The 15165-nt window shown below is 41.7% G+C and carries 15 protein-coding genes; 5 read left to right on the top strand and 10 right to left on the bottom strand.

Features of this window, described 5'->3' with window-relative positions:
* The first annotated feature begins 37 nt into the window (after positions 1-37).
* On the top strand, positions 38-1210 hold the full coding sequence (locus tag E5Y90_RS07185; RefSeq protein WP_174659821.1) for an MFS transporter: 1173 nt from the start codon (positions 38-40) through the stop codon (positions 1208-1210).
* Between the two features lie 453 nt (positions 1211-1663).
* Here E5Y90_RS07185 and E5Y90_RS07180 read toward each other — a convergent pair whose 3' ends face one another.
* The 3 genes from E5Y90_RS07180 to E5Y90_RS07170 all read right to left on the bottom strand — a co-directional run bounded on the left by E5Y90_RS07180 (position 1664) and on the right by E5Y90_RS07170 (position 5280).
* Positions 1664-2713, bottom strand: coding sequence for a 3-deoxy-7-phosphoheptulonate synthase (locus tag E5Y90_RS07180; protein WP_151203380.1), 1050 nt, complete (start codon positions 2711-2713; stop codon positions 1664-1666).
* Between the two features lie 519 nt (positions 2714-3232).
* Positions 3233-3763 (bottom strand): hypothetical protein, encoded by a 531-nt coding sequence (locus E5Y90_RS07175; RefSeq protein WP_174659820.1) that lies wholly within the window; start codon positions 3761-3763, stop codon positions 3233-3235.
* A gap of 404 nt (positions 3764-4167) precedes the next feature.
* Positions 4168-5280 carry an S-(hydroxymethyl)glutathione dehydrogenase/class III alcohol dehydrogenase gene (locus E5Y90_RS07170; protein ID WP_151207687.1) on the bottom strand — a complete coding sequence of 371 codons (1113 nt, stop codon included), beginning with the start codon at positions 5278-5280 and terminating at the stop codon, positions 4168-4170.
* A 120-nt stretch (positions 5281-5400) separates the two neighbouring features.
* On the opposite strand from E5Y90_RS07170, the gene E5Y90_RS07165 reads away from it, so the two are divergent.
* Both E5Y90_RS07165 and E5Y90_RS07160 read left to right on the top strand, forming a co-directional pair.
* Positions 5401-6954, top strand: coding sequence for a phospholipase D family protein (locus E5Y90_RS07165; RefSeq protein WP_174659819.1), 1554 nt, complete (start codon positions 5401-5403; stop codon positions 6952-6954).
* Between the two features lie 173 nt (positions 6955-7127).
* Positions 7128-7565, top strand: coding sequence for a hypothetical protein (locus E5Y90_RS07160; RefSeq protein WP_174659818.1), 438 nt, complete (start codon positions 7128-7130; stop codon positions 7563-7565).
* A gap of 153 nt (positions 7566-7718) precedes the next feature.
* On the opposite strand, the gene E5Y90_RS07155 is transcribed toward E5Y90_RS07160, so the two are convergent.
* From E5Y90_RS07155 to E5Y90_RS07130, 6 genes are all read right to left on the bottom strand, one after another.
* Positions 7719-8303, bottom strand: coding sequence for a uracil-DNA glycosylase family protein (locus E5Y90_RS07155; protein WP_151207681.1), 585 nt, complete (start codon positions 8301-8303; stop codon positions 7719-7721).
* A gap of 32 nt (positions 8304-8335) precedes the next feature.
* The gene (locus E5Y90_RS07150; RefSeq protein WP_174659817.1) at positions 8336-9046 is read right to left on the bottom strand and encodes an SGNH/GDSL hydrolase family protein; all 711 of its coding nucleotides are present in this window, start codon (positions 9044-9046) and stop codon (positions 8336-8338) included.
* Positions 9047-9246: 200 nt separating this feature from the next.
* Complete coding sequence (locus E5Y90_RS07145; protein ID WP_174659816.1) at positions 9247-9990, bottom strand: SDR family oxidoreductase; 744 nt, start codon at positions 9988-9990, stop codon at positions 9247-9249.
* Positions 9991-10020: 30 nt separating this feature from the next.
* A complete protein-coding gene (locus E5Y90_RS07140) occupies positions 10021-10719 on the bottom strand; it encodes a histidine phosphatase family protein (RefSeq protein ID WP_174659815.1) in 699 nt (232 codons plus the stop codon).
* A complete protein-coding gene (locus E5Y90_RS07135) occupies positions 10716-11837 on the bottom strand; it encodes a phosphotransferase family protein (protein WP_174659814.1) in 1122 nt (373 codons plus the stop codon). Before E5Y90_RS07135 ends, E5Y90_RS07140 begins: the two co-directional genes overlap by 4 nt.
* 126 nt (positions 11838-11963) lie before the next feature.
* Entirely contained in the window at positions 11964-13208 is a 1245-nt protein-coding gene (locus tag E5Y90_RS07130) for an acyl-CoA dehydrogenase family protein (protein WP_174659813.1), read from the bottom strand.
* Between the two features lie 89 nt (positions 13209-13297).
* Between E5Y90_RS07130 and E5Y90_RS07125 the strand changes: the two genes are divergently transcribed.
* Entirely contained in the window at positions 13298-14215 is a 918-nt protein-coding gene (locus tag E5Y90_RS07125) for a LysR family transcriptional regulator (RefSeq protein ID WP_174659812.1), read from the top strand.
* Between the two features lie 251 nt (positions 14216-14466).
* Positions 14467-14991, top strand: a complete 525-nt coding sequence (locus tag E5Y90_RS17640) for a thermonuclease family protein (RefSeq protein WP_227548237.1) — start codon at positions 14467-14469, stop codon at positions 14989-14991.
* A gap of 60 nt (positions 14992-15051) precedes the next feature.
* On the opposite strand, the gene E5Y90_RS07115 is transcribed toward E5Y90_RS17640, so the two are convergent.
* Entirely contained in the window at positions 15052-15159 is a 108-nt protein-coding gene (locus tag E5Y90_RS07115) for a DUF2474 family protein (RefSeq protein ID WP_151205200.1), read from the bottom strand.
* Positions 15160-15165 lie beyond the last annotated feature (6 nt).

Genomic DNA, 15165 nt, shown 5'->3' with positions numbered 1-15165 from the left:
AGCCCCGCATCTCGCAGCACATCATTTTAGGAAAATCATGAATACTGCTCCATCGCCGTTATGGACCAAGTCCTTTGTACTTTGTCTGGCCAACAACCTGTTTTTATTTATTTTCTATTTTGCGCAAACGACAATTTTGCCTATTTATATCTTAAATGAACTTGGTGGCAACTTGACCCAAGCAGGTCTGGCCATGACTTTGTTTATGGTTTCAGCAATTGCAGTTCGCCCTTTTAGTGGCCTGATTATTGAAAAATTTGGGGTGCGTAAAACTCTGATTGTTTCAGAAGTATTCTTTAGCCTGTTTTCTTTGGCTTATCTGCTGGCAGATCAGCTGACTCTCCTGTTCATCATCCGATTTTTACATGGGATCTGGTTCAGTATATTGACCACGGTTTGTGTCCCTGTAGTCAATCAGTTTATTCCAGAACAGCGTAAAGGCGAAGGTATGGGCTATTTCGTCATGTCGGTCAATCTGGGCATTGTGCTTGGTCCATTGCTGGGGCTTAGCCTAATTGAATACTGGTCTTATGTTGAGGTGAGTACCCTGCTGATCGCTCTGGTCTTTATCGGTTTCGGTTTCTGTTTTCTGATTCCGGTCAAAGAACCTGAAAAATTCGCTGGTCATTCCAATCAAAAGTCTATTGCTCTGACAGATTTGGTGGAAAAGAAAGTTCTGCCAATTGCCGTACTGGCGATGCTAATTTCATTTTCTTATGCCAGTATCATGTCCTTTATCGCCCCCTTTGCTGAAAGCAAAAACTTAATGGCCTATGCCGGCTTATTCTTCGTGGTTTTTGCAATTTCCATGATGAGTTTACGCCCCATTACCGGAAAAATTTATGATCGTAAGGGGCCGCAATATGTGATTTATCCTGCACTGGTGGCCTTTAGTCTGGGCTTGTTTCTACTGAGCCAGATTCAAACTTTATGGGGGTTTATGCTGGCTGCGGTGATGGTGGGGGTAGGTTTTGGGAGCGTACAGCCCTGTATGCAAACGCTGGCCATTCAACGTGCACCTAAACACCGTATTGGCTATGCAACTTCTACTTTTTATACCTTTTATGATCTGGGCATTGCCATTGGTTCCCTGTTGATTGGCGCCATTATTGCAGCCTACAGTTACCAGTTCGCCTTTATCCTGTGTAGCTTGTTGACTCTAAGCAGCATTGTGTACTTTAAGCTGGTCATTCAGCGTAAATCAACCTAACAGGCTCCATATTAAAAATACAAACAGGCAGATCAATCTGCCTGTTTTTTTTAGAAGTTTAGGCCGGGATTTTAAGGGTGTACATAAATGGCAGGACACCTTATAGGAGAAGTTTTACTTAGATCAGCACTTACAATGATTTTTGCTCTTCTTGAGAATAACTGTCTGCTAGCTTGGTTTTTTTACCAGTTAAATCCTACTGATTAAACGGCTTTATCAGGCCTTGATACTTAATACTTGGCGGAAAATCTGCGGTAATAAATCAATAAAAAATTTGAATCAATGATTTTTTACGAATTGTGCAATGCTTTGTGCCAGAAGGCAAAACAATTTACTGACAATAAAAATATTATTTTAAAGGGGTGATAGATGTCATATTTATCTTGTTTTTATAAAGCCGATCAAGCGCTAAACGAAAAAGGACTTTCCTCGGGAAAGTCCTTTTCTCTGAATTTAAGCGCTACGTTTTAAACAAGTCGATGCCAGAGTATGAGCCACTTCCAGTAAAAGCTGCTCGGTTTTCTCCCAGCCCAGACAGCCATCAGTCACCGACTGGCCATATTGCATCTCCGTAGAAATTTTCTGGTTACCATCTATTAAATGGCTTTCCAGCATCACTCCGCGCACATTGGTTTTCAGACGTTCTGTCACAATCGTATGCAGCACTTGCGGCTGTAGTAATGGATTTTTCGAGCTGTTTCCATGACTGCAATCAATTACCAAAGCGGGCAACTCTGCTGCATGCTGGACCTTGATCTTTTCAATGTCGGCCAACTGGTAATTTGGTCCATTATTTGAACCACGCAGAATAAGATGAGCCTGAGGATTACCCGCTGAGTGAATCATGCAAGGCAGCCCCGACTGGCTCATGCCTAAGAACTGATGTGGCTTAGACGCGGACTGGATGGCATCCAGTGCAATCTGAATAGAACCATCGGTACCATTTTTGAAACCAATGCTATAAGGCATATAGCTGGAAATTTCACGATGAATCTGGGATTCACTGGTGCGAGCCCCAATCGCACCCCAAGCCAAAAGATCATCGAAATATACCGTTGCCATAGGACTCAAGACCTCTGAGGCAATCGGCAAACCCAGCTCAAGGATATTTAAGTAAAGTGCACGTGATCTTTCCAAGCCAAGCTGCATATCAGAAGAGCCATCCAGATTTGGATCGTAGAGAAAGCCCTTCCAGCCAACGGTGGTACGTGGTTTTTCAATATAGGCCCGCATGACCAGAAAAATCTGATCGGCAACTTGAGTCTGGAGCTGTTTTAATTTTTTTGCATAATCCAGTGCAGAAGCTTCGTCATGAATGGAACAGGGTCCGGTAATCACCAGCAAGCGCTGATCCTTACCTGTTAGAATATTTTGAATAACTTGGCGATGTTCAGCCACCTGAGCAGTCAATTGAGGAGACAGTGGCAAGTGCTGCTTAAGCTGCTGGGGTAAGCTTAGAATTGTTTCAGTTTGATTTTTTACTAATGTATTTGCGGTATTCATGACTTTTCATCCTGGGACTGCTACTCAGTCCCAACTTTTATTTGAGCGTTATGGGTCTGATCGAAGAAATCGAAAGAGTTACTAACTGGCTAAAATAAGACCAATAAAAGTTGCTAAAGTATGAATAGTTAAAGTTGGTCATGGCTGTCTCCGAAAAAATTGTTAAATTACATGCATAAAAAAACCTGATCAGGGTTGCCGATCAGGTATCAACTGGTGGGCAACCTTTTCATCGCCCAAACGCATTCAGGCAATTATCTAAACTGCCAAAAATAAAAATAAACGTTTGAAATGATAGGTTGCTTTAACATGTTTATGTCTGTTCATAAAATGTGGTTCTTAACTTAAAATACGCGCTCTGAACCGGTTTGACAAGCCTAAAATACAAAAAAATCTTTATGAGTTAGATGATTTTTACTTATTAATCCGATTATTGGTCAACTCAGTGCAAAATTGACAAGCACTGAATCCAAGCAGGTCTTGTCAATTTTGCAGCATTTCGTTGCTAAACAAGCAGAATTAGCGTGTCACGCGGTTCCATGCATCACGTACTGCATATTTTGCCTGTTCCCAGGTCAGACGTGATTCACCTTTCATTTGTTCCCATTTGAGCTTCAGATCAGACTCGGCATCTTCAAAACGGGTATTGGCATCATAAGCCCCGCGATTTTCATAACCCACACGATAAGCTATGTCATAGTCACGGTCATAATCCAGATCACTATAAGTGCTACGTGCTTCTGAATAATAAGGGGTATGTACTGAATTTTCACGCCAGTAAGCGGCTTCTTCAGTCGGATTTATCGCTTCACCGACTTCTTTACCAGCAAGACCTCCGACGACTGCCCCCACTACGCCGCCGACGACTGCTCCGACAGGTCCACCTGCAGCGCCAACAGCTGCACCTGCTGCTGCACCACCGGCAGCACCGACACCTGTCCCCACCGGATGAGCACCGGGTTCACCGGTAATTGGATCGGCATTTAAATCATCCCGGACTTCCTTTGGAGAGTTCTTTATTTCATCACGATCAAAATTATCATTCGACATAGTGCTTATCCTTATTTTTTAAAATGGTTTTAATCACGTATAAATACGTTCTTATCAGAAACTATTGACATTTCATAAATGGATTGTGGTGCAGCGCAAACTGAAAGAGTTTTAGCTGCAGCCTTTTAGAACCAGCATATTTGTTGCTGCTATCTCGTGATGAGTCATTCATTTAAAAGGGCTAAATTTACTGTCTCATGTCTTATACCAGCTAAAAAAACATGCGTTGTCGCAAGCATAGAAGAAGTGTCAACAGTTCCTAATATAAACATATGTCATGTAATCACCTTAGAAGGCTTGTGTTTTTTCAGTTAATCTATGTGCGGCTTTAATAGGCAAATGTATCCGGAAGCAAAAATATAAAAAAAGACCGGTCAAAGCCGGTCTTTTTTGAGTCAAATGACTTAGTCAAAATGAATGACACTGCGAATTGACTTGCCTTCATGCATCAAGTCAAATGCTTCATTGATCTGCTCAAGTGGCATGGTATGAGTTACAAAAGGCTCAAGCTGAATATCCCCCTGCATGGCTTCTTCCACCATGCCTGGTAATTGTGAACGGCCTTTCACCCCACCAAAAGCGGTTCCTTTCCAGCTACGACCTGTAACTAGCTGGAATGGACGGGTCGAAATTTCCTGACCTGCCCCAGCCACACCAATAATAATCGATTGTCCCCAGCCGCGATGCGCACACTCTAATGCCGAACGCATCACATTGGTATTGCCAATACATTCAAAAGAATGGTCGACTCCCCAGCCAGTTTTTTCAACAATCACCTCTTGAATTGGACGATCATAATCTTTTGGATTTAAGAATTCTGTTGCACCAAATTGTTCAGCCAATTTGAATTTTTCAGGATTGGTATCAATGGCAATAATACGGCTGGCTTTGGCTTTCTTGGCACCTTGAACTACGGCCAAACCAATTCCGCCTAAACCAAATACCGCAACGGTATCTCCCTCTTGAACTTTGGCGGTATTTTTTACTGCTCCCAAGCCTGTCGTTACACCACAGCCCAGCAAACAAACCTGTTCATGATTGGCTTCAGGGTTGATTTTTGCTAAAGAGACTTCAGCAACGACGGTATATTCACTAAAAGTCGAGCAGCCCATATAGTGATAAATCGGCTGGCCCTGATAAGAAAAACGGGTTGTACCATCTGGCATCAGGCCTTTGCCCTGAGTTGCACGGACAGCCACACACAAATTAGTTTTCCCTGACTGACAGAATAAACATTCACCACATTCTGCGGTATAAAGCGGAATAACATGATCCCCCGGTTTCACACTGGTTACGCCTTCACCGACTTCCACCACAACCCCTGCACCTTCATGACCTAAAACAGCAGGAAAAACCCCTTCAGGATCATCGCCGGACAAAGTAAATGCATCAGTATGGCATACTCCCGTATGCGTGATTTTAACCAATACTTCACCTTTTTGCGGTGGAGCAACATCAATTTCAACAATTTCCAAAGGTTGACCTGGACCAAATGCAACCGCTGCACGTGATTTCATAGATAACTCATCCTTCATTTAGTTCTTTAACAGTTGAGCTACAGTAACCTCTTTTTATTATCGGATTCAACCATTAACATGATGTTAATATATTGATAACTTAATGACTTCATAATAAATATGCAGATTAAACCACGCACTCAAGCTGCTTTACTTTCATCTGTAGTCATTACTTTGACAGGATGCAGTTTGCCTATGAATGAATCACAAAAGCAATTGCCTATTCAGGCGCATGCTGAGCATTGGTTAAATGGTGCAAAGGTGGATGAACAACTCGCCCAGGGTTTAAGTGCCTATTTGGCTTTGGATGATGCCTTTATTAGCATCGCATCGCGACTGCATCTGATTAACAAAGCACAGTACAATCTCGATTTACAATATTATATTTGGGAAGATGATTCGATTGGACAGCTCATGCTGGCTGAACTGCTCAAGGCAGCAGATCGTGGTGTCAAGGTCCGTTTATTGATTGATGACCAAAATGGAACTCAGCTGGACTCCAGCCTCAAACAATTAGCCCAGCATCCCAACTTTGAAATTAAAATTTTTAATCCCTATAAATTTAGAAAACTACGGGTGATTGACTACGCATTTCGATTCAAAAATATCAATCATCGTATGCACAATAAACTGATCATTGCAGATGGCGCTATTGCCGTTACTGGTGGTCGCAACATCAGCCGTGAGTATTTCGAAGCCAGTGACAACTTCCAATTTACCGATATGGATATTTTGTTTTATGGTACTGCGGTCAAGCATGCCAATACAGTTTTCCACCAGTTTTGGCATGACGATTTAAGCTATCCGGTTCCGCAACTATTAGGTGAAGGCCACCCTGAACAACTGGTTAGATTACGCAAGTATTATGAATTGACGGCCTTACAAAAAGACCAATTAAAGAGCCGCATTGAACTTGCCGCACAACAGATCAATGAGCATTTAAAAGCCCGTAAAATGAACTGGGCAAAAGCATATTTTGTGGCCGATGCCCCCGATAAAATTCGTGGTCAAGCTTCCCCAGACCAGCTGATTTACAGGCAGATGATCAATATTATGGGAGAACCCAAACAGCACCTGGAACTGGTTTCGGCTTATTTTGTGCCTACCCGTAAAGGCGCAGACTATTTGGCGACTTTAGTTCAAAATGGGGTCAATGTTCGGGTATTGACCAATTCATTTTTAGCCAATGATGTGCCTTTGGTTCATGCTTTCTATCAGCAATATCGCCAAGATTTACTGAAAAATGGCGTAAAACTGTATGAGTTTAAACCCTATATAGAGCGCACCAAAAGAACCTGGTACGAGATAGTGACCGGTAATGTAATTCCCGCTAAGGGTAAAAATGCATCCAGTTTGCATGCCAAATTTTTTGATATTGACGGCATGGTATTTATTGGTTCTTTTAATTTTGATCCACGCTCAGCCAATTTAAACACCGAAGTGGGATTGGTGGTCGAATCTGATCTTTTACAAAATCAGATTTCTACGGCTTTAAATACATATTTACCGCAAATCGCCTATGAGCTCAAACTCAATTCACAAGGTGAAGTCATTTGGCTCGACCATCATAAAGATGGTTCAAGTACAGAATATTCATACGATCCGGAATCTACTAAATTCCAGCGTTTTGCGATGAAAGCAGTGTCTTATCTTCCTATTGAATGGATGATGTAATGACATTATCAGCACAATTGATGAAAAGATGCATTGAAAAATAAAACTGACTTTAAACAGCTGAATATAAATCAAGCAAAAGAAAGAAACTGCACCAAAATATTGTACAGTAGCGAGGCGGTGCTTTAAAATCTTGGTTTTTAGTATTTTGCGAATTTTTGCCATTTTCTCCCATGCAATTTTTTGATTTAAGCCGTCAGTTTAAGCTCAGTGATATTCTTACACCCGTAAAAACTCTTCAGGATCTATCGCAACAGGAATGGTTCCTGAGCAAAATTCGAGTCGAACATGACTGTTTATCTAATTCGGACCTAATAGAAGGTCAAGTCGTCCTAAAATCTAGTGAAAATATTCAGCTAGAGCTGGAATGGCTGATTCAGGATACCGGTTATGAGTTGCAGGTACTCTTTAAGGGGATAGAAACCGAAGCTTCAGAAGAAACTCTAGTCGTGGTAAAAGGCGCCCAGCTGATTGATGAACAGCAGCAATTACTTTCTGCACAAGCCTTAAGCCTATGGCTTGATGGCAGCCTGTTACCGATGCTGCCGCATATACGCAAGGAAATAAAAGCACGACTTAATTTGTGGGATTATGTGGAATATGATGCTTAGTGCGTTGTTCATGAGTATTTAAAGTTTTTTCCCGATGGTGGTAGGAGGAACATGCCCCAAAAGAGAGGATGAGGAGCTTGTGATAAGAGCTTCTCCCTAAGCTTCTGCGACTATGAAAGAACACGAATGACCAATTATTTTAAAATCGTAAATTTAAATTAAGCCAACATGTTCAAACATCATCCGGTAGCTTTCAGCTTTTTTCTCTACAGACAAAGGATAAGCACGGGACGAAGATGGCATTCGGTATAAATAAAAATCACGACCTAAAAAGTGAGCCTGGGTGGGTTGGCCAATACTGGGTTTCAAGGTTCCTTCCGGCATGGAGAGCATCAAGGTGTCAGTCGCTTTATCACCAGTGGTCATAATATGATTACATTTAGGTATTTTCTTCAACAATTCCTGTAAATTAGCCGGTACGATAATTTCCAGAAACTTATCTGAAGCATTGCCTTTCAGACGTCTAATCTGATAGCCACTGTCAAAAATCGCAATCCCTGTTTCGGTTAAAAACTCCCGGATTAAAGCCTCCTGAAATTTTTTATTCGGTAAATCCAGAAAATAGTCTTTATTGTCAAAAAAGATTAATCCGAAAATTCGCCACATATCATTATTAAAATTTGGATAATAAAAGTCCATTTTCCAGCGTGTAGGAGGTGGTGGAAAACTGCCTAACATCAATAATTCGGCATTCGGCGGTAAAAATGGTAGGAATGGATGGGTTTCAATATCCGACATAAACTATTCCAAATTCAGGCATTTCGGTTAGTTTAAAATGCCTGGCGAATCCTGTGAGTTACTTCTTGTCCCCAAAGTGTATAAACTTCCTTGCTCGGATGAAAGCCATCCTGCGCCATCTGTAAATTTAATTGCTGATATTTTTCAAGATCATATTCAATCCATTGCATATTATTTTGCTCCCCTACAAACTTGGCCAGTTGCTGATTCATCTTTTGAGCATATTGTCCAAATAACCAGGCCAAAGGATGAGGCAAGGCTGGAAATAAGTGCATCGGTGGTACACCTGCTGCAATCACCAGCTTGGGGCTAAAGTTTTGCTGAATTTTTCCATAGAGTTGGTGTTGTTTTTCAATCCAGGTTTTGGCCGACATCAATTGAGTGACGTCATTTACTCCTACTGAAGTCACAACAACATCATAATGACGCTTTTCAAGCTGATCTAAGGCATGCAAGACTTTAGAAGTCGTATCACCAGTTTTGGCCTGGAGTTTCCATTCAATTTCAAAATCATTTTTTAATTGCTTTAAAATCGCCCCCAATAAGGCATCGTCCTGATGCTCCACCCCCACACCTGCTGCCGCAGAGTCACCCAGAATTAATAAGGACAGCTTTTTCCCTTTTCCGCTAATTCCTTCACGTTCTCCTAAAGGTTCGGAAAGTTTGAGCGTATTTTTTTTGACACGCCAGCCCTGAAGCACCAGTGCCGGAATTAACATAACAGTAATGGTTTTTAATAGCATATGATTTATTTTCTTGGCACAGATTTTATTGGAATATTAATATATTTTATTGCTTCTGGTGGACTGAATCATCTACTCATAAAAAATATGATTGTGGAATCAATGCTGCTTTTATCCTGTCGAACGCTTGGCCAGAACTCAAAAATATCTCAAATAAAAAAAGAGGCTCTTCTCGCCTCTTTTTAAATATTGCTTTGCAATCAACCCAGTTTATTGACCAGTTTTAATGGTAATAGTTTCATCGCCAAACCTAATGGCAACCAAGGCCATTGAGGTACATAAGCCTTAACTGGCGCTTTTTCAATAGCTTTGACCAGTAAATGTGAACCGGTTTTTTCATCGACTTCAAAAGGCAGTTTTTTTGCACCTTCATTTAGCTCGGTGCGAATATAACCCGGGAAAATGGTGGTCACTTTAATCGGTGTATCGATCAACTCTGCACGGATGCCTTCTGCCAGATGAGCAACACCAGCCTTGCTTGCTCCATACGCCGTCAAATGTTTTGGCATACCGCGCATTGCACTCATGGAAGAAATCATCACCAGATGACCTGAATTTTGGGCACGGAAAATCTCCACCGCCGCTTCACATTGTGCCAAAGCGGATATGAAGTTGGTTTCAACAGTGGCCCTGTTGATTGCAAAATTACCTTTACCAATCCGGCGGCCTTCACCAACCCCAGCATTGACAATAATCCGGTCAAGGGTGCCAAATTCTTCTTTAAAAGCACGGAAGACTTCAAAAACCTGATCGTAATTGGTGACATCCAGAGTTTTTGCAATCACTTTGATGCCATACTGGCTTTCAAGCTCCTGCTTTAATGCCTCCAGACGCTCCAGACGGCGCGCACAGATTGCCAGATTATAGCCTTTTTGTGCGAATTCACGTGCCATCCCGGCACCAATCCCTGAACTTGCACCCGTAATTAAAATTGTTTTTGTCATGTGTATACCCTTTACCTTATTTTTAATGGATTAAATCCAAGTCAGCAAATCTGGACGCTTTGCCTTGATATAGTGATGCTCATTTAAGCTTAAAAGCTGAGGCTCATTGCCCACCAAACGCAGCGTAGTCATGCTGGTATTGGCAATCGCCCAATTTAGGGCAAAGGTTTTAGTCGGACTCAGACCGAGAATTTTCCCTGCTGCAACAGAAATGACCCCACCTGACGTAAACACCACTGCATAACGCGGTTGAGAGGCAGCCAGTTGATCACATAAATTCTGTAATCCACTTTCTACTCGCTGCTTAAAGTCCGGCCATGCTTCTTCATATTCATGGTGATAGTCACCACCGGTCCAGCGTTCAATCGCACCTTCAAAGATTTTACTCAAATATGCCCGCGGATTGGCATGTTTTTCGACATCCTCTTTAAGTAGTTCCGGTTCATTGAAACGCGGCTCGTATTGGGCAAAAACCTGCTGATGGTTAAACTCGTTCCAGACAGAATCCGTTATGATTTTACTTTCCGGAAAGCACTGATCCAGACATAGCTGCGCCGTTTGCTGATGGCGTTGCATGGAGCCAGCTATTACATAAGGCGCTTCTTTTAAAATCTGGTCAAAATATTGTCCCAATAATTTCGCTTGTAATTCACCATTTGGGGAAAGCTGATCATAACTTTTTGCCCCAAAAGAAGCTTGACCGTGGCGAATCATATAAATGGTGGTCATGACGGCATCAAATCCTTAAATTTGGCGATATATTTTTGCGCCAATTCATTGGCTTCAATTTTCTGTAAACCAATCAGTTTTAAAGCACGAATATGCAACGCATGAATGATCACCCAGAAGTCCTTAAATACAGGATTAGTGGTTTGTTTATGGTAATAACGGTAATAAATCTGCTGGGCGATGACAGCTAGACGGAAAATGCCGAACACTTCATAAAATGTCCAGTTATCAGCCTGTAAACCTGTTTTTTCCAGATAATATTCCACGACTTCTTTACGGCTCAGCATGCCTTTTAGATTGGTCGGCTGACGGCGGGTCGCCTTAAAAAGTGTGTTGTCTGTATCTTCTACCCAATAAGCCAAAGCTGAACCTAAATCCATTAACGGATCACCCAGCGTTGCCATTTCCCAATCCAGTACGCCAATTACCTGAGTCGCATTGTTCGGATCTAAAATGACATTGTCAAAACGCCAGTCATTATGAATCACACAGGTTTTTGAATCCGCCGGAATATTGTCTTTAAGCCAGTTTCGTACATATTTAAACGAAGGCACATTGATGGTTTTGGCCTTTTCATAGCGACCATCCCAACCTTCGACCTGACGACGGCAATAGCCTGCCCCCTTACCTAATTTTTCCAGTTCCGTACCTTCATAAGGCACTTGATGTAGCTCGATCAATTTGTCGATTACATTGATACATAATTCCCGAACCTGAGATTCATCAAAGTTCAGCTCTTTAGGTAAATTGGCACGTGGAATAATCCCTTCAATGCGATTCATAACATAGAAATCACAACCAATGATGGATTCATCCTGACAAAGTGCCAGCATTTCAGGTACAACCGGATAATACTCGGCCAATGCTTTTTGTACATGATATTCACGTGCCATATCATGTGCAGACTTGGCTTTGGTGCCTTTAGGCGGACGGCGCAGAATTAAATCGGCATTGCTATATTTCAGACGATATGTCCAGTTTGAAGCGCCACCAGAATATTGAGTGACTTCCACCTGGCCTTGTAAATCGACACCTTGTGTTTTCAGCCAATGCTCTACCGCAATTACGTCTAGCTCTTCACCTGTACGGACATTTCCAGCCACATCAATAACTGACATTTTTATTTCCCTAAATCTTCAATTTTAAAAGACTTCTTAACTTACTTATTTATACCTAATTGATTTTCTATTCACAGCAACTTTTTTAGGCAAGTTGTAAGAAGTCTCAACAACTATTTCTCTAATTTAATCTTTTTGACGACGCGTACTATATCCACGTTTTGCCAGTTCCAGTTTGGCAATCATGCCTTTATGCACCTCATCTGGGCCATCGGCCAAACGTAAAGAACGTGCCTGGGCAAAAAATCCTGTCAATGGCGTATCACGAGACACTCCGGCACCGCCGTGGATCTGGATTGCCATATCCACCACTTTTTCCAGCACGCTTGGTGCAACCACTTTAATTGCCGAGATTTCAGTCAGTGCAGCCATGTTTCCTAAAGTATCCATTTTATAGGCAGCATACAAGGTCAAAAGTCGTGTCTGATCTATGGCCACACGTGCTTCTGCAACGCGCTCCAGATTACCGCCCAGTTTTAAGATTTCCTTGCCAAACGCAGTACGCGTCATACCACGATCAATCATCAGCTCCAGAGATTTTTCTGCGGCTCCAATACAACGCATGCAATGATGAATACGTCCCGGGCCCAAGCGACCTTGCGCAATTTCAAAGCCTTGACCTGCACCGCCAATAAAGTTTGAAACCGGGACACGTACATTGTCAAAACTGATTTCGCCATGACCATGCGGTGCATCATAATCACCGAATACTGGCAGCATTCGTTCAATTTTAACACCCGCCGTATTTATCGGAACCAAGACCATTGAATGCTGATGATGACGGTCTTTGCTTGCATCTGGGGTATGCGCCATAAAGATAATAACTTTAGCATTAGGATCGCCCAGCCCTGAAGACCACCATTTGCGGCCATTCAATACAATTTCCTCACCCTCCACCACCGCTGTAGCCTGCATATTGGTCGCATCACTCGAAGCTACTGCAGGTTCAGTCATACAGAATACGGAACGGATTTTTCCGTCTAACAAAGGCATTAGCCATTGCTGTTTTTGGGCTTCTGAACCATAACGCCATAAGACTTCCATATTGCCGCTATCTGGTGCATTACAGTTAAATACCGTTGGCGCAATCAGACTACGTCCGGAAAGCTCAGCAATATGCGCATATTCTTGAACGGATAGACCCTGGCCCAGCTCCGGGCAAGGCAAAAACATATTCCATAGGCCGGCAGTTTTGGCTTTGGTTTTTAAGGTTTCTAGTTCAGCAGGCCATTGCCAGGTGGTCCAGTCACCGCCCTGATTGAGTTCATGCAGCTTTTGCCAGAAATCAGTTTCAATCGGCTCGATTTCATTTTTAATAAATTGTTTGGTACGCTCAATATAGTCTTGTGCACGTGCTGATAATTCAAACATGCTGCTTCCTCTGAATATGATTATTTTGCTTTACAAGACCTTAACCCAAAAACTATTATGAATAAAATGATTTTATTCAATACAACATTATGAATTATATTCATCACAAAGCCACCATGGATTTACGTGCTTTTCATGGTATAGACATTAATTTATATCCGCTTTTTATTGCGGTATTTGAGCAAAAGAGTATTTCAAAGGCAGCTCATATTCTCTCAATTACCCAATCAGCAGCCAGTCATGCCTTGCAGCGTTTAAGACGGCAACTACAGGATGACCTGTTTGTCCGTACTGGTGCCAAAATGCAACCTACGCCCTTGTCTGAACAGATTTATCCTGAAATTAAGCGTGCACTCATCACGATACAGAATATTTCAATACCGCATCAGGTGTTTGAACCTAAAGCAGTGCAAAGTTTAAAAATTGCGGTACATGATGAAATTGAACCGATGGTTTTTCCTAAACTGGTTGCACATTTTCAGCAATTTAATCCAGAAATCCAGTTCAGTAGCATCAAGCTCGACCGAAAAAATATCATTGCTGATCTGGCTGCCCAGCAAGTTGATTTTGTGATTGACTTGGAACAGGTGTTAGGTGAAAAAATCAAGTTTGAACGTTTGATTCAAGACCAGTTTGTGGTGTGTACGCAGCAAACCGAGATGTCTGAACATATTTATCTGGCCTCACCTCATATTGGCGTTTCTTCACGTCGTACTGGTGTGTTGATTGAGGATTTATATTTAAGTCGCAAGCAACTATCGCGGCAGATTTTCCTGCGCTGTCAGCATTATTCAACTGCTCTGCAAATTTTGCAGCAGTATCCTACTGCCATGCTGACTCTGCCACAGAATATTGTGAGTCATTTACAGATTGAACATACACTCCATATTTTTAATGTGCCTGTTAAACTACCGCATATAAATATGGGGATGTATTGGCATAAAGATCTGGAAGAGAATAAAAGACATCAATTTTTGAGAAATGAAATTTCTAAAATTTTTGCTTAGGCTATTTTATTTATTAAATATTAAGAGGCTTAGGCTATTTAGGAAATCTTATTATTTATAAAACAATTTTTGGCTCTATATTTAGACTTAGGCTATTTCTAAGTACAAATCTAAATACTGACTGCTTAGCTTTTAAGCTACTCTCATGCAGGCTTTAATCTAAAATGTCTAAACTTTTAGTGCTGTTCTTGCACTAATTTCTGCTGATTTGGATCTTGCTCTTGCTACATCTTTCTCTCACCTGGCAAATTATGCTGGGCCTGGTTTTATTATGCTTTTCTTATTATCTGCTTTATAAATTTGTGGTTTATTTAAAGGATCTCTTTCGCCCGTTTAAAAAAAATAAAAAATATTGGTGCAGAGTCCGAAGCGTTAGTGATGGCGATACCCTAACCTGCTACCGCTTCAATGTCAGACGCTCTGAAACCAAATTGCGCTTTGCCCATGTTGATGCTCCCGAATCCAAGCAGGCCTATGGAAAAGAATCCCAACGTCTGGTTAAAAGTATGGTGCAAAATAAGATCGTACGGGTCAAAATTACCGATATTGATCGCTATGGCCGCTGTGTTGGGATAGTTTACCGTTACCGCAAGAATATTAATGAAGAAATTATCAAACGTGGTGCAGCTTGGGTCTACGAAGAATATATCCATGATAAGCATCATTTGACTTATATGCTTCAGCTACAAAACAAGGCCAAAAAACAGAAAAAAGGATTATGGAAAAGTAGCCGCCCAATTCGCCCAAGTGTGTACCGAAAGCAGCAAAAATCCTGATTTATCTATTCTCAACCTAGCAAAGTGATCTATACATCATGATCACTTTGCTAGTGAAATTTAATAAGCCAAATGCACCAGAAAGCGAAAAGCGCCTGCAATTAGTGCCAGAGTGAGAAATCCTGCCAGCCACAAGCCGACAAACCATAATAACTGTTTGCCTTTCATGATTGC

The sequence above is a fragment of the Acinetobacter sp. 10FS3-1 genome, from assembly GCF_013343215.1.
GTDB lineage: Bacteria > Pseudomonadota > Gammaproteobacteria > Pseudomonadales > Moraxellaceae > Acinetobacter > Acinetobacter lwoffii_C.
This window is presented reverse-complemented; position numbering and strand designations above follow the sequence as displayed.